At 62.4% G+C, this 13,774-nt stretch carries 14 protein-coding genes; 12 read left to right on the top strand and 2 right to left on the bottom strand.

The window, feature by feature from the left end:
* Window positions 1–47: 47 nt before the first annotated feature.
* The 9 genes from ICI42_RS02950 (at window position 48) to ICI42_RS02990 (ending at window position 9,487) form a co-directional block, all read left to right on the top strand.
* Entirely contained in the window at window positions 48–1,121 is a 1,074-nt protein-coding gene (locus ICI42_RS02950) for a siderophore-interacting protein (protein ID WP_188163024.1), read from the top strand.
* Window positions 1,122–1,193: 72 nt separating this feature from the next.
* On the top strand, window positions 1,194–2,180 hold the full coding sequence (locus ICI42_RS02955; RefSeq protein WP_188163025.1) for a Gfo/Idh/MocA family protein: 987 nt from the start codon (window positions 1,194–1,196) through the stop codon (window positions 2,178–2,180).
* 217 nt (window positions 2,181–2,397) lie between these two features.
* A complete protein-coding gene (dnaK, locus tag ICI42_RS02960) occupies window positions 2,398–4,314 on the top strand; it encodes a molecular chaperone DnaK (protein WP_188163026.1) in 1,917 nt (638 codons plus the stop codon).
* 186 nt (window positions 4,315–4,500) lie between these two features.
* A complete protein-coding gene (gene dnaJ / locus ICI42_RS02965; protein ID WP_188163027.1) occupies window positions 4,501–5,634 on the top strand; it encodes a molecular chaperone DnaJ in 1,134 nt (377 codons plus the stop codon).
* A gap of 99 nt (window positions 5,635–5,733) precedes the next feature.
* On the top strand, window positions 5,734–6,345 hold the full coding sequence (gene pmtA / locus ICI42_RS02970; RefSeq protein ID WP_188163028.1) for a phospholipid N-methyltransferase PmtA: 612 nt from the start codon (window positions 5,734–5,736) through the stop codon (window positions 6,343–6,345).
* Between the two features lie 34 nt (window positions 6,346–6,379).
* Complete coding sequence (locus ICI42_RS02975) at window positions 6,380–6,976, top strand: NADPH-dependent FMN reductase (RefSeq protein WP_188163029.1); 597 nt, start codon at window positions 6,380–6,382, stop codon at window positions 6,974–6,976.
* Window positions 6,973–7,674 carry an orotidine-5'-phosphate decarboxylase gene (gene pyrF, locus ICI42_RS02980; RefSeq protein ID WP_188163030.1) on the top strand — a complete coding sequence of 234 codons (702 nt, stop codon included), beginning with the start codon at window positions 6,973–6,975 and terminating at the stop codon, window positions 7,672–7,674. The genes ICI42_RS02975 and pyrF overlap by 4 nt, the downstream gene beginning before the upstream one ends.
* Window positions 7,675–7,697: 23 nt before the next feature.
* Window positions 7,698–7,985: a DUF1330 domain-containing protein gene (locus ICI42_RS02985; protein ID WP_188163031.1), complete on the top strand. Its 288-nt coding sequence runs from the start codon at window positions 7,698–7,700 to the stop codon at window positions 7,983–7,985.
* A 215-nt stretch (window positions 7,986–8,200) separates the two neighbouring features.
* A complete protein-coding gene (locus ICI42_RS02990) occupies window positions 8,201–9,487 on the top strand; it encodes a polyhydroxyalkanoate depolymerase (RefSeq protein WP_188163032.1) in 1,287 nt (428 codons plus the stop codon).
* 52 nt (window positions 9,488–9,539) lie between these two features.
* Here ICI42_RS02990 and pncA read toward each other — a convergent pair whose 3' ends face one another.
* The gene (gene pncA, locus ICI42_RS02995) at window positions 9,540–10,142 is read right to left on the bottom strand and encodes a bifunctional nicotinamidase/pyrazinamidase (RefSeq protein ID WP_188163033.1); all 603 of its coding nucleotides are present in this window, start codon (window positions 10,140–10,142) and stop codon (window positions 9,540–9,542) included.
* A 213-nt stretch (window positions 10,143–10,355) separates the two neighbouring features.
* Between pncA and ICI42_RS03000 the strand changes: the two genes are divergently transcribed.
* The 3 genes from ICI42_RS03000 to mgrA all read left to right on the top strand — a co-directional run bounded on the left by ICI42_RS03000 (window position 10,356) and on the right by mgrA (window position 12,537).
* Complete coding sequence (locus tag ICI42_RS03000; RefSeq protein WP_188163034.1) at window positions 10,356–10,955, top strand: biliverdin-producing heme oxygenase; 600 nt, start codon at window positions 10,356–10,358, stop codon at window positions 10,953–10,955.
* 53 nt (window positions 10,956–11,008) lie between these two features.
* On the top strand, window positions 11,009–11,401 hold the full coding sequence (locus ICI42_RS03005) for a YbaN family protein (protein ID WP_188163035.1): 393 nt from the start codon (window positions 11,009–11,011) through the stop codon (window positions 11,399–11,401).
* Between the two features lie 89 nt (window positions 11,402–11,490).
* Complete coding sequence (gene mgrA / locus ICI42_RS03010; RefSeq protein WP_188163036.1) at window positions 11,491–12,537, top strand: L-glyceraldehyde 3-phosphate reductase; 1,047 nt, start codon at window positions 11,491–11,493, stop codon at window positions 12,535–12,537.
* Window positions 12,538–12,585: 48 nt separating this feature from the next.
* Here mgrA and ICI42_RS03015 read toward each other — a convergent pair whose 3' ends face one another.
* Window positions 12,586–13,692, bottom strand: coding sequence for a trypsin-like serine peptidase (locus tag ICI42_RS03015; protein ID WP_188163037.1), 1,107 nt, complete (start codon window positions 13,690–13,692; stop codon window positions 12,586–12,588).
* Window positions 13,693–13,774 lie beyond the last annotated feature (82 nt).

Consider the following 13,774-nt stretch of genomic DNA (forward strand, 5'->3'; position numbering starts at 1 on the left):
GGCTTCACGCGAAGACCAAGCTTTATGCAAAGACAGGGGACCGCATCATGACGCTCACCAGCCGCGCCGAAGTTTCGCTCAGCCACCTGCCCACCTATCTCGACAGCATCGTCGACCGGCTGGGCAGCTACCACCCGGAGGTGGTGCGGCAGGGCGAACGCGCCGAGTTTCGCTATCCGTTCGGCCGGGCGGCGCTGGATTTTCCGCAGGGCCGGCTGGTGATGACGGCCGAAGCGCCCGACACTATGGGCCTGGCGCGCGTCAAGGACCTGGTGGCTGTGGCCGTCCAGCTCTATGCCAAGTCGGAAAACCCGCGCATCGTCTGGACCGGCGACCTCGCAGGCGAGACAAGGCTGGAGCAATTCCGGCTGATGCGGGTGACGGCCAAGCACTATGTGACGCCGCGGATGCTCAGGGTGCGGCTTGCCGGCAAGGATCTGGCGCGCTTCGGCCTGTTCGGCGGCATGCATATCCGCATGCTGTTCGCCACGCCGGAGAATCCCGATCCGGTCTGGCCGGTGATGGGCGAGAACGGGTTGCCGTCCTGGCCGTCCGAGGCGAGGCGTCCGGTCTCCAGAGCCTATACGGTTCGCGCGCTCGATGCGGAAGCGGGCTGGATCGATGTCGATTTCGTCATGCATGAGGAGCACGGCGTCGCCTCATCCTGGGCTGTTCATGCCGAGGAAGGGGACACGGTGGGTGTGCTTGGACCGGTCGGGCGACCGCTCAAATCCGCCGACTGGTATGTGCTCGGCGCCGACGAGACCGGTCTTCCAGCTGTCGGGCGACTGCTCGAAAGCCTCTCGCCGGACACCCAGGGCATCGCCTATCTCGAGGTGGAAAATGCCGCCGAGGAACAGGAACTGAAGCGCCCGGACGGATTTGAAATCCGCTGGCTGCACCGCAATGGAGCGCCCACCGACGGCACGACAGGGTTTTCGCACCTTGTCTGCAACCAGCCCTGGCCGGACCGGGACAAGACCTTCGGCTGGTTCGCGGCCGAGGCAAGCGTCGCCAAGAAGGTCCGCGAGCATTGGCGCGTCACGCGCGGCCTCGGCCGCGACCGTACGCTGGTCGCCGGCTACTGGCAGCGCGACAGCACCGGCTTCATGGCCGGCTGATATCAGCGAAAAACTCTTGCCTTTCTCGACGCGGGGCGTTCCTGTGTCGCCGAACCAGGTTTGGAGGACAGAATGTTTCGCTGGGGTGTACTTTCAACCGCAAAAATCGGCCGGGAGCATGTGCTGCCGGCAATAGCGGATTCCGACAATGGCGTGCTCGTCGCCGTGGCTAGCCGCGACATCGCCAAGGCCAAGGCGCTCGCGGCACGGTTCGGCGCGCCGCATACTTTCGGCTCGTATGAAGAGCTTCTGGCTTCCGACACCGTGGATGGCGTCTATATCCCGCTGCCGACCTCCCAGCATCTCGAATGGGCCACAAAGGCTGCCGAAGCCGGCAAACACGTGCTGGTGGAAAAGCCGCTGGCGCTGAAAGCCGACGACATCGCATCTCTGATCGCCGTCCGCGACGCGAAAAAGGTGCTGGTCAGCGAAGCCTTCATGGTGACCTACCATCCGCAGTGGCTCAAGGTGCGCGAACTGATCGCGTCAGGGGCCATCGGCCGGCTGCGCTATGTCCAGGGCGTGTTCAGCTATTACAATGTCGACCCGTCCAACATGCGCAACCAGGTCTCGCTCGGCGGCGGTGCCCTGCCGGATATCGGCGTCTATCCGACGGTGACGACACGGTTCGTCACGGCCAAGGAACCCGTCCGGGTGCAGGCGACGGTGGAGCGCGATGCAACCTTCGGCACCGATACCTTTTCGTCGATCCGGGCCGATTTCGGCGATTTCGAACTGTCCTTCTATCTGTCGACGCAGTTGGCGGCGCGGCAGATCATGGTCTTCCACGGCGACAAGGGCTACATCGAGGTCGCCTCGCCGTTCAATGCCGGGCTTTACGACCATCACCGCATCGAACTGCACAACCAGAACCACTCCGGCGCTGAGATCTTCCGCTTTCCGGCGACCCAGCAATACCGGCTCGAAGCCGAGACCTTCGTGCGCGCGGCGCAGGGCGGCGGCGACGAGATCTTTACGCTGGAACAGTCCGTGCTGAACCAGAAGGTGATCGACGCGATTTTCCGCGCCGGAGAGACGGATAACTGGGAAGCGGTCTGACGCACACCCCAACAGGCATCTCGCCCGCCGCGCCCTCCAAGGATTTGACTCCAACCTTGGCGTGAAACGCTTGCGCGGCGAAAAGCCTGTTCTTATATACGCCGCACACCGGAAGGCTTATGGCACACAACCATCCGCCGGCCGGAATTTGTTGTGACAGGGGCTTTCGTCGGAACGCCGGAACGGGTCCTGAGAGCCTGCTTAGTGGAGAGAACAAATGGCTAAAGTAATCGGTATCGACCTCGGAACGACCAATTCGTGCATCGCCATCATGGATGGCAAGGAAGCCAAGGTCATCGAGAATGCGGAAGGCGCGCGCACGACCCCTTCCATCGTGGCATTCTCCGGCGACGGCGAGCGCCTTGTAGGACAGCCGGCCAAGCGCCAGGCCGTCACCAATCCTGAAAACACAGTTTTTGCGGTCAAGCGCCTGATCGGGCGCCGTTATGATGATCCGGTCACCGCCAAGGACAAGAACCTCGTCCCCTACAAGATCGTCAAGGGCGACAATGGCGACGCATGGGTCGAAGCCGGCGGCAAGAAGCAGTCGCCCTCGCAGATCTCGGCCATGATCCTTCAGAAGATGAAGGAGACGGCGGAAGCCTATCTCGGCGAGAAGGTCGAAAAGGCCGTCATCACCGTTCCCGCGTATTTTAACGACGCCCAGCGCCAGGCAACCAAGGACGCAGGCAAGATCGCCGGCCTCGAAGTGCTGCGCATCATCAATGAGCCGACCGCAGCCGCGCTCGCCTACGGTCTCGACAAGAAGGAAGGCAAGACCATTGCCGTCTACGATCTTGGCGGCGGCACCTTCGACATCTCCGTGCTTGAAATCGGCGACGGCGTCTTCGAAGTGAAGTCGACCAATGGCGATACCTTCCTGGGCGGCGAAGACTTCGACATGCGTCTGGTCGAGTATCTGGCTGCCGAGTTCAAGAAGGAACAGGGCATCGACCTGAAGAACGACAAGCTCGCTTTGCAGCGCCTCAAGGAAGCTGCGGAGAAGGCCAAGATCGAGCTGTCCTCGTCCTCGCAGACCGAAATCAACCTGCCCTTCATCACCGCGGACGCTTCCGGCCCGAAGCACCTGACGATGAAGCTGTCGCGCGCCAAGTTCGAGAGCCTGGTCGAAGATCTCGTCCAGCGCACCATCGAACCGTGCAAGGCGGCGCTGAAGGATGCGGGCCTGAAGGCCGGCGACATCGACGAGGTGGTTCTGGTCGGCGGCATGACCCGCATGCCCAAAATCCAGGAAATCGTGAAGCAGTTCTTCGGCAAGGAGCCGCACAAGGGCGTCAACCCCGATGAAGTCGTCGCTATGGGTGCAGCGATCCAGGCCGGCGTTCTGCAGGGCGACGTCAAGGACGTTCTGCTGCTCGACGTGACCCCGCTGTCGCTGGGCATCGAGACGCTGGGCGGCGTGTTCACCCGCCTGATCGACCGCAACACCACGATCCCGACCAAGAAGAGCCAGGTCTTCTCGACCGCCGAGGATTCGCAGTCTGCCGTGACGATCCGCGTCTTCCAGGGCGAGCGTGAAATGGCCGTCGACAACAAGGCGCTCGGCCAGTTCGACCTGGTCGGTATTCCGCCCGCACCGCGCGGCGTGCCGCAGATCGAGGTCACCTTCGACATCGACGCCAACGGCATCGTCAATGTGACGGCCAAGGACAAGGGCACCGGCAAGGAGCACCAGATTCGCATCCAGGCTTCGGGCGGTCTGTCCGACGCCGATATCGAGAAGATGGTGAAGGACGCGGAAGCCAACGCCGACAGCGACAAGAAGCGCCGCGCCCTGGTGGAAGCCCGCAACCAGGCGGAAGCCCTGGTGCATTCGTCCGAGAAGTCGCTCAAGGATTATGGCGACAAGGTTACCGAGGACGATCGCACAGCGATTTCGAATGCCATCGCAGCCCTGAAGACGGCTGCCGAAGGCGACGACGTCGAGGCGATCAGCGCCAAGAGCCAGGAGCTCGCCGAAGTGTCGATGAAGCTCGGCCAGGCCATGTACGAAGCCTCCCAGAAGGAGGCTGCGGAAGCCGACGCCCAGGCGGACGCCGCCAAGGATTCGGATGTGGTCGATGCCGACTTCGAAGAGATCGACGAAGACGACGACAAGAAAAAGTCGGCCTGATCGTCTGCGCATCAACGGAAAAGCCCGGCTCGCCGGGCTTTTTTGCAACCTGGATTTAAAAAGATGCTGCCAAGACCTGTCCCACTCTGGCGCAGGCGGCATCTGGTCACTAAATCGGATGGCGGTCGTCTCTCCACCATGGCAAAGCGCCGGGGGCGACAGCCGATATCCGAGCAGCGGGAAACTATGAAAGCTGATTTCTACGAAACGCTGGGCGTCCAGAAGGGCGCTGACGAGAAAGAGCTCAAGGCAGCCTTTCGCAAGCTCGCCATGCAATACCACCCGGACAAGAACCCCGGCGACAGCACCAGCGAGCACAAGTTCAAGGAAATCAACGAAGCCTATGAGACGTTGAAGGACCCCAATAAGCGCGCGGCCTATGATCGTTTCGGCCATGCCGCTTTCGAAAATGGCGGCATGGGCGGCGGCGGCCAGGGGTTCGGCGGCGGCGGTTTCTCCGACATTTTCGAAGACATCTTCGGCGAGATGATGGGCGGTGGCGGACGGCGCCGCTCCTCGGGCGGGCGCGAACGCGGCGCCGACCTGCGCTACAATATGGAAATCACGCTGGAGGAAGCCTTCCAGGGCAAAACCGCGCAGATCCGCGTGCCGATGTCGATCGCCTGCAGCGACTGTTCCGGCAGCGGCGCCAAGCCCGGCACCCAGCCTGTGACCTGCAGCATGTGCGCCGGCCACGGCAAGGTGCGTGCCAGCCAGGGCTTCTTTTCCATCGAGCGGACCTGTCCGCAATGCCAGGGCCGCGGCCAGACCATAAAGGACCCCTGCCCGAAATGCGCCGGCCAGGGCCGCATCACCGAGGAGCGCTCGCTTTCGGTCAACATCCCCTCGGGCATCGAGGACGGCACGCGCATCCGGCTGGCCAATGAAGGCGAAGCGGGCCTGCGCGGCGGACCCTCGGGCGACCTCTACATTTTCCTGTCGGTCAAGCCGCACGAGTTCTTCCAGCGCGACGGCGCCGACCTTTATTGCAAGGTGCCGATCTCGATGACAACAGCTGCCCTTGGCGGCTCGTTCGAGGTGACGACGCTGGATGGCACGCAGACCCGCGTAAAGGTCACCGAAGGCACCCAGAACGGCCGCCAGTTCCGCATGAAGGGCAAGGGCATGCCGGTGCTGCGCCAATCCCAGTTCGGCGACCTCTACATCCAGACCGCGGTGGAGACGCCGCAAAACCTGACACGGCGCCAGCGCGAGCTTCTCGAAGAGTTCGAGCAGCTCTCCTCCAAGGAGAATTCTCCGCAGTCCAGCGGCTTCTTCGCGCGGATGAAGGACTTCTTCGACTCCTTCGGCGAGCGGTGACCGCGTATCCGTCGGTAATCTGCCGCAGCGTCAGCTCGACGCTTGCCATGACCGGGGATGGTGCTATTGATCCTCCGGGGGCCACGAGGAGAGAGATATATGGCGCGTGAATCCGGGCTGCGGAAGTCGCTGGCGGCAAAGTTCGACGACGAGGTTCGCTTCTTCAAGGGCTGGATGGACAAGCCGAAAGCCGTTGGCTCCATCATTCCCACAAGCTCCGTGACGGCCAAGCGCATGGCCTCGGCGGTCAACCCCCAATCCGGCCTTCCGGTTCTGGAACTCGGACCCGGCACCGGCGTCATCACCAAGGCGATCCTCGCCCGTGGCGTGAAGCCCGAAAACCTCTATGCGGTCGAATATTCCCACGATTTCGTCCAACACCTTCATCGGCTGTATCCGAAGGTCAACATCATCCAGGGCGATGCCTTCAATCTCGACAAGACGCTCGGCGCCTTGAACAACCAGCAGTTCGATTCCGTCATCTCCGGCGTGCCGCTGCTGAACTTCCCGGTCCAGACGCGTGTCGCCTATCTCGAGAGCATTCTCAAACGCATCCCCGCCGGCCGGCCCGTGGTGCAGATCACCTATGGTCCGAAATCGCCGGTGCCGCCCGGCTTGGGCGCTTATTCGGTCGAGCATTTCGACTTCGTGCTGCGCAACATTCCGCCTGCCCAGCTCTGGGTCTACCGCTCGCGTCCGCGCCACAGCTGAAGCGCTTAAGTTCTTCCGACGAAAAGGCGCCCCGATGCGTGTCACTCCCCGAATTCTCGTCTTCGCCGGCTCTTTGCGCACGGGCGCCTATTCCGGCAAAACCGCTGACATCGCGCAGAAAGTGCTCGCCCAGAACGGCGCGGAGGTGACCCGCATATCGCTCGGCGACTATCCCCTGCCGCTGGTCGACCAGGATCTGGAAAAGGAAAAGGGCGTGCCCGCGAATGCGGTCAAGCTCGCCCGCATCTTCACCGACCATGACGGCATCGTCATCTGCACGCCCGAATATAACGGCTCGATTCCGCCGCTGGTGAAAAACACCATCGATTGGGTGAGCCGGGCGCACAGCGACAAAACGGGCAAGCTCAAGCCCTATTCCGACAAGCCGATGGCGATCTGCTCGTCGTCCGACGGCCATTTCGCAGGCATCCGCAGCGCCAGCCATCTGCGCGCGGTTCTCGCCCATATCCAGGCCGATGTGATTGCGCCGCAGGTGTCCGTGCCGAGCGCCGGCGAGGCTTTCGACGAAGGCGGCAATTTCAAGGAAGAGCGCCTGCGCAAATCCATGGACCGCCTGGCCAAGGCCCTGATCGAGCGGGCTTCAATGATGTCGATGAGGACTGAAGCATGATCGTCCCTGCCTCCATGAGCGACCGCCTCATCGTCGGGCTCGACGTGCCCACCGTGAAAGAGGCGGAAGCGGTGGTTCGCGAGCTGGACGGCGTCGCCACCTTCTACAAGATCGGTTATCAGCTCGCCTTCGCCGGCGGGCTGGACTTCGCCCGCGAGCTTGCGCAGGCCGGCACCAAGGTCTTCCTCGACATGAAGCTGCTCGACATCAACAACACGGTGGCCAAGGGCGTGGAGAACATCGTCAAGATGGGCGTGACCATGCTGACGCTGCATGCCTATCCGAATGCGATGAAAGCCGGCGTCGAGGCTGCGCGCGGCAGCGAACTGTGCCTGCTTGGGGTGACCGTCCTGACCTCGATGGACGAAACCGACATGACAGCGGCGGGCTATGAGTACGATCCGCACACGCTGGTGCTGCGGCGCTCGGAGCAGGCGCTTACGGCGGGGATGGGCGGCATCGTCTGCTCGGCAAGCGAAGCCGCGGCCGTGCGCAAGATCGTCGGACAGGACATTGCGGTGGTCACGCCTGGCATAAGGCCAGCGGGCGCAGACCATGGAGACCAGAAGCGTGTGGTGACGCCTTCAGAGGCGCTGCGCAACGGGTCCAGCCATCTCGTCGTCGCTCGTCCCATCGTCGGCGCGGTTGACAGGCGAGCGGCGGCGCAAGCTATCCTGCGCGAAATGGAAGCCGCCTAAGGGCACATCAGGAGGATACCACCATGACCAAGGCATATTGGATCGCCCGCGTCGACGTCCGCGACCCGGAAGGCTACAAGGGCTATGTCGAGGCGGCGAAACCGGCTTTCGAGCGCTACGGCGCCAAATTCATCGCGCGCGGCGGTGCGCATGAGGCAGCGGAAGGCGCAGGGCGGGCGCGCAACGTCATCATCGAGTTCGCCTCGATGCAGGACGCGCATGATTGCTACCATTCCGCCGAATACCAGCATGCCAAGTCGATCCGGCAGAAATTCGCCGAAGGTGAGATCGTGCTGGTCGAAGGCGTCTGACCGGCGGTCGGCTGCCTAACGCGGCACGGCCGGGGCGTGTGCCTGCGCATCCGGTGATGTGCAAACAGTCCAATATTTTCAAAGATTGCAGAGAAAGAAGAAGCCGTTTGCCCGTTGCGGGCATATTGCGTTGCAACAAATCTCTGATACCTTCGTTTACCCCCGGTACTATAGGGTGGACCCCGTTCCTGTGGAACGGAAGAAGGGACCAATAGATGTTCTATCAGTTTTATGAAATGAGCCACGCCGCGCTTCAGCCGGCGCGGGCCTATGCCGACGCCGTCAAGCTGTTCTATTCAAACCCCCTCAATCCATTTTCGCATCTTCCCTTCGGGCGATCCGTCGCCGCCGCCGCCGAATTGTTCGAGCGCACCACGCGCCGTTACGGCAAGCCGGCCTTCGGCCTTACAAAAACGGCCCTCGATTTCCACACATCAGTCGATGTCACCGAGAAAATCGTCTGGTCGCGACCCTTCTGCCAGCTCATTCACTTCAAGCGCGATCTGCCCGCGGCACGCCGCGCAGATCCTAAGCTTTTGATCGTGGCGCCGATGTCCGGCCATTATGCAACGCTGCTGCGCGGCACGGTGGAAGCCATGCTGCCCCATGCCGAGGTCTACATCACGGACTGGACCGATGCGCGCATGGTGCCGCTGACCGAAGGCCGTTTCGATCTCGACGACTATATCGACTATGTCATCGATATGCTTCATACGCTCGGCCCGGACACCCATGTCATGGGCGTCTGCCAGCCCTCCGTGCCCGTACTGGCCGCTGCCGCCATCATGGAAGAGCGCGGCGACCGCTTCGCGCCGGCCTCGATGACGCTGATGGGCGGGCCGATCGATACCCGCCGAAACCCAACCGCCGTCAACAAGCTGGCCGAGGAAAAGGGCATCGACTGGTTCCGCGACAATGCCATTATGCAGGTGCCATGGCCCGAACCCGGCTTCATGCGCGAGGTCTATCCGGGCTTCCTGCAGCTTTCCGGCTTCATGAGCATGAATCTCGACCGGCATATCACGGCGCACAAGGAATTCTTCGTGCATCTGGTGAAGGACGATGGCGACGGCGCCGATAAACACCGCGATTTCTATGACGAGTATCTCGCCGTCATGGACCTGACCGCCGAGTTCTATCTACAGACGGTCGACACCGTCTTCGTCAAGCATTTGCTGCCCAAAGGAGAGATGAAGCATCGCGGGGCGCTGGTGGATTGCTCGGCGATCCGCAAGACGGCGCTGCTGACCATCGAAGGCGAGAATGACGACATCTCCGGCCTCGGCCAGACACAGGCCGCGCACGATCTGTGCAACAACATTCCGGCGGAGAAGAAGGCACACTACATGCAGCCGAAGGTCGGCCATTACGGTGTCTTCAACGGCTCGCGCTTCCGCTCGGAGATCGTCCCGCGCATCGTCGACTTCATTGCGTCCAACCGCCAGCGCGAAACAACAGCGCCCTCGAAGCCAAGGCTGGTTCGGTCGCGCAAAGCAAGCTGAGCGACCAAGTTCGCTCAGAATCGCCCCGTCCTTCGATGCGAAGGGCGGGGTTTTATTCGACGAGCTTCACGCCGGCATCCCGCATCGCCACCATCATCGCCGCCATGGAACCGTTAAGGTCGATGCCACGGCAGGCTTCGAGCAATACGGTGGTGTCGAAGCCATGGCCCACCGCATCCAGGGCGGAATAGGCCACGCAATAATCCGTCGCCAGCCCGACAAGCACGACCTTGCCAATGCCGCGCTCGCGCAGATAGCCGGCGAGACCGGTCGGCGTGGTGCGGTCGTTTTCGTAGAAGGCGGAATAGCTGTCGATCGCAGGATCGAATCCCTTGCGGACGATCAGCTCCGTCTTGGTCCAGACAAGCCCCGGATGGAATTCCGCGCCCCACGCGCCCTGAATGCAATGGTCGGGCCACAGAACCTGCTCGCCATAGGGCATCATCACGGTCTCGAAGGGCTGTTTGCCGGCATGGTACGAAGCGAAGCTTGAGTGGCCCGCGGGGTGCCAGTCCTGCGTCAGCACGACATGGTCGGAGGAAGCGATCAATCGGTTGACGATGGGCACGATCTCATCACCGCCGGCAACGGCGAGCGCGCCTCCGGGGCAAAAATCGTTCTGCACATCAATGACGACCAGGGCTTCCGCGTTCAAGGCATTGTCCTTTTTCAAACCACGGCGATCTTTGCCCCTTCCGGCAGACGGGATCAAGCACTTCGCCGGATCAAACTGGCGCCATACTTGAGCGTGAAGGAAGACTTTCTTCACCGATGCCTCATTTCGGCGTTGTGGTGTGCTCCAATCGGTAATAAAGCGCCTTTCAGGCTTGCCGCGCGAGGCTGGTCAAAACGAGCAGACGGGCAGCGCATGAACAGCATCGCAGACATTGAACACCCCATCGAGACGAGCCGCTGGAAAGTGCTCAAGGCCCGCACGGCACCGACACATGAGCGGCTGGACAAGCGCATCATGGCAGGCAATCCGTTCGCCGACCGCGCCCGCTATGGCATGTTCGTGACCGTGCAGTACCGCTTCCACCGCGACATCGACGCGCTGTATTCCAATCCTGAACTCGACCGCCTGCTGCCGGATCTGGCAGGTCGCCGCCGCCTGGGACTGATCGAGCAGGATCTGGCCGATCTCGGCCTTGCCATTCCGCAGGCCGGCGCGGCTGCGTTCGGCACCGAAGCCGATATTCCCGCCGCGCTGGGTTGGCTCTATGTGGCGGAAGGCTCCAACCTGGGTGCGGCCTTCCTGCTCAAGGAAGCCGCGAAGCTCGGTCTCTCCGAGACTTTCGGGGCGCGCCACCTCGCCGGCGCACCGGAAGGGCGCGGCCTGCACTGGCGTACCTTCACCGCTGCGCTCGACGCGCTTGAACTCGATGCCGCGGAAGAGCAAAAGGTGGTGGAGGGCGGAGACGCCGCATTCCGCCGCGTGCATGACCTCGTGGCGGACATCTTTGGATGAAAGGGTTTGGACCGGGCAGACGGTGAAGCTGTCATCCGGCCGATCGCGCGACAATGCTGAGACGTTCCGGATATCTCGTTCTCGGCTTCCTTATGCTCGCGCTGGGCGTCATCGGCGCAGTCCTGCCCGTGATGCCGACGACAATTTTCCTGATCCTGGCCGCGTGGTTCTTCGGCCGCTCGTCGCCTCGGCTCGAAGCCTGGCTTCTCAACCACCGCCGCTTCGGACCCTCTCTGCGCGCCTGGCGGGAAGAAGGCGCCATACCGCGCCGGGCCAAGCTGCTCGCCTGCCTGGGCATGGCGTCGGGCTATGGGATCTTCTTCATCACGGTGCAGCCAGGCCTCTGGCTGGCATTGGGCGTGGCCGTCTTCATGCTCGGCAGCGCCTTCTATGTGACGACGCGTCCGGAACCGTCCGCCCAAGCGGATAAAGTCCCCCGCCAATAGCGCCGGGCCGATGGCGCTGTCGGTCAAATCGGTTAAAGTGCCGGCACCCGGCTTCGATAGCTGGAAAGAAAGATTTTGGAGGCACGACGATGCGCTGGCAACCGGCAAAAAACCGATACGATTCGATGGTCTACAACCGCTGCGGTCATTCGGGGCTGAAGCTCCCCGCTTTGTCGCTGGGCCTGTGGCACAATTTCGGCGAGGACAAGCCGCACAATCTCAAGCGCGATATCTGCCGCACCGCCTTCGACCTGGGAATCACCCATTTCGATCTCGCCAACAATTACGGCCCGCCCCCCGGTTCGGCCGAAACCGCGTTCGGCGAAATCCTGCGCACGGATTTCGCGGGACTGCGTGACGAAATGATCATTTCGACAAAGGCTGGCTACGACATGTGGCCCGGCCCCTATGGCGAATGGGGCAGCCGCAAATATGTGCTCGCCAGCCTCGACCAGAGCCTCAAGCGCATGGGGCTCGACTATGTCGACATCTTCTATTCGCACCGCTTCGACCCGGAAACGCCGCTGGAAGAGACAATGATGGCGCTCGACCACGCCGTCCGCTCCGGCAAGGCGCTCTATGTCGGCCTGTCCTCCTACAATTCCGAACGCACCCGCGAAGCCGTCACCATCCTGCGCTCGCTCGGCACGCCCTGCCTCATCCACCAGCCCAGCTATTCGATGCTGAATCGCTGGGTGGAGGACGACGGCTTGCTCGACACGCTGTCGGGGCTCGGGGTCGGCTCGATCGTCTTTTCCCCGCTGGCGCAGGGCATGCTGACGACGAAGTATCTCGACGGCATTCCCGATGACAGCCGCGCGGCGCAGGGCAAGTCGCTGCGTCCCGCCTTCCTCAACGAGGACAACCTCGCCAACATCCGCGCGCTCAACGCCATTGCCGAACGGCGCGGCCAGACATTGGCGCAGATGGCGATTGCATGGGTGCTGCGCGGCGGACGCGTGACCTCGGCGCTGATCGGCGCCAGCCGGCCGGAACAGGTCGAGGATTGCGTCGCCGCGCTGAAGAACCCCAACTTCACGCCCGAAGAGCTGGCGGAAATCGACCGCTATGCCAACGAGGCCGACATTAATTTGTGGGCTCGTTCGGCGGAACGCACCGGTCCGGTCCGCAAGTAAAGCCAAGACAGAAAAGGCGGGGCTTCCCGCCTTTTCTGTCAAAGCGCCTTACTTCCAAAGACTGTTGATCCACTCGACATAGGTCTTGTTGAGCCGGACGGCGGTGTTGGCGCTCGGGCTCTCGGCAACATTGACGCCGACGACGATGCGTTGCTTGACGGCGTTGTCGTAGGCATAGACCGAACTGCCGCTCGACCCCGGATAGGTGTCGCAGTCGTATTGGAAGTTGATCTCGTCGATCTGCTCGGCCACCACATTGCAGGTGGCGCGCCACATGGTGCCCATCGGCTTGTCGCCGGGATAGCCGACGATGTTGGCGTCGAAATCGCCGAGATTGTCGTAATTGGCATAACCGAGCCAGCCGAGATTGTCGCCGACCGGCTCCTTCAGCGTGATGACCCCCAGATCCCACGGCACGACCGACCCGTAGAAACCCTGGTAATTGTCGATATAGCCCTGCACGATATAGGCGGTGTCGTAGTCGAATGCGCCATAGGGCGCGTCGTCGGCGGTCGAGCCATTCAACGACGGGACGAAAATGAACTCATCCAGCCAGCCGCCATCGTCATGATTGTACAGGCAGTGCGCGGCCGTCAGCACGGTGCGCGGACCGATCAGAGTGGCCGAACAGCTGCCGAAAGCGCCGCCTTTGGTCTTGCCTTCGAGATAGCCGATGGCGGTAAAGGGGTAGACCTTGGTGTTCTTGATCTGGACGCGGTCGTCGTCGCCGAAGACCTGCCGGTTGGCCTCTTCGCCTTCGCCGAGCGCCGGATCGATGCCGATGGCCGGGCCTGACGTTCCTTCCGCCTTCTTGTCGCCGGGAGCGGGCGCATTCAGCTCCTCGAGGATGATCTTGCGCATGGTTTCGCTCGGCTCGACAACCACATCCTTGCCGGCGCTCGAACGGCCGACGATGCCGAAGGATTTTACCGCCGCATCCTCGTCGGTGGGTGCCGCGCGGCTGGTCTCGTCCTCCTTGAGCTTTGGCGGGGCGATCGGCTTGGCGCGGCCGATGTCGAGATCGTCCATGGGTGCTGCGCGCGGCGCTTCGCCATTGCCTTCGTTCGCCGCCCCCGGCTCGGCAAATGCGGAACTGGAGCAAACAGCGGACGCGAGGAGTGCGGACACGGCAAGTGTCTTTGTCAGTTTAAGCACGGTGAGACTCTCCCAAAGTCAGTCAGCAAGAATTCCAAGACATGAGAAAATGTTGTCGGGATCGTGGTTGACGCCGATCTCG

The organism is Oryzicola mucosus (assembly GCF_014534685.1).
GTDB lineage: Bacteria > Pseudomonadota > Alphaproteobacteria > Rhizobiales > Rhizobiaceae > Oryzicola > Oryzicola mucosus.

What these genes read in the sequence shown, in the direction of transcription:
- ICI42_RS02950 (WP_188163024.1), top strand. Translation starts at nt 48, where the DNA reads ATGACGCTCACCAGCCGCGCCGAAGTTTCGCTCAGCCACCTGCCCACC.
- ICI42_RS02955 (WP_188163025.1), top strand. Translation starts at nt 1,194, where the DNA reads ATGTTTCGCTGGGGTGTACTTTCAACCGCAAAAATCGGCCGGGAGCAT.
- dnaK (WP_188163026.1), top strand. Translation starts at nt 2,398, where the DNA reads ATGGCTAAAGTAATCGGTATCGACCTCGGAACGACCAATTCGTGCATC.
- dnaJ (WP_188163027.1), top strand. Translation starts at nt 4,501, where the DNA reads ATGAAAGCTGATTTCTACGAAACGCTGGGCGTCCAGAAGGGCGCTGAC.
- pmtA (WP_188163028.1), top strand. Translation starts at nt 5,734, where the DNA reads ATGGCGCGTGAATCCGGGCTGCGGAAGTCGCTGGCGGCAAAGTTCGAC.
- ICI42_RS02975 (WP_188163029.1), top strand. Translation starts at nt 6,380, where the DNA reads ATGCGTGTCACTCCCCGAATTCTCGTCTTCGCCGGCTCTTTGCGCACG.
- pyrF (WP_188163030.1), top strand. Translation starts at nt 6,973, where the DNA reads ATGATCGTCCCTGCCTCCATGAGCGACCGCCTCATCGTCGGGCTCGAC.
- ICI42_RS02985 (WP_188163031.1), top strand. Translation starts at nt 7,698, where the DNA reads ATGACCAAGGCATATTGGATCGCCCGCGTCGACGTCCGCGACCCGGAA.
- ICI42_RS02990 (WP_188163032.1), top strand. Translation starts at nt 8,201, where the DNA reads ATGTTCTATCAGTTTTATGAAATGAGCCACGCCGCGCTTCAGCCGGCG.
- ICI42_RS03000 (WP_188163034.1), top strand. Translation starts at nt 10,356, where the DNA reads ATGAACAGCATCGCAGACATTGAACACCCCATCGAGACGAGCCGCTGG.
- ICI42_RS03005 (WP_188163035.1), top strand. Translation starts at nt 11,009, where the DNA reads ATGCTGAGACGTTCCGGATATCTCGTTCTCGGCTTCCTTATGCTCGCG.
- mgrA (WP_188163036.1), top strand. Translation starts at nt 11,491, where the DNA reads ATGCGCTGGCAACCGGCAAAAAACCGATACGATTCGATGGTCTACAAC.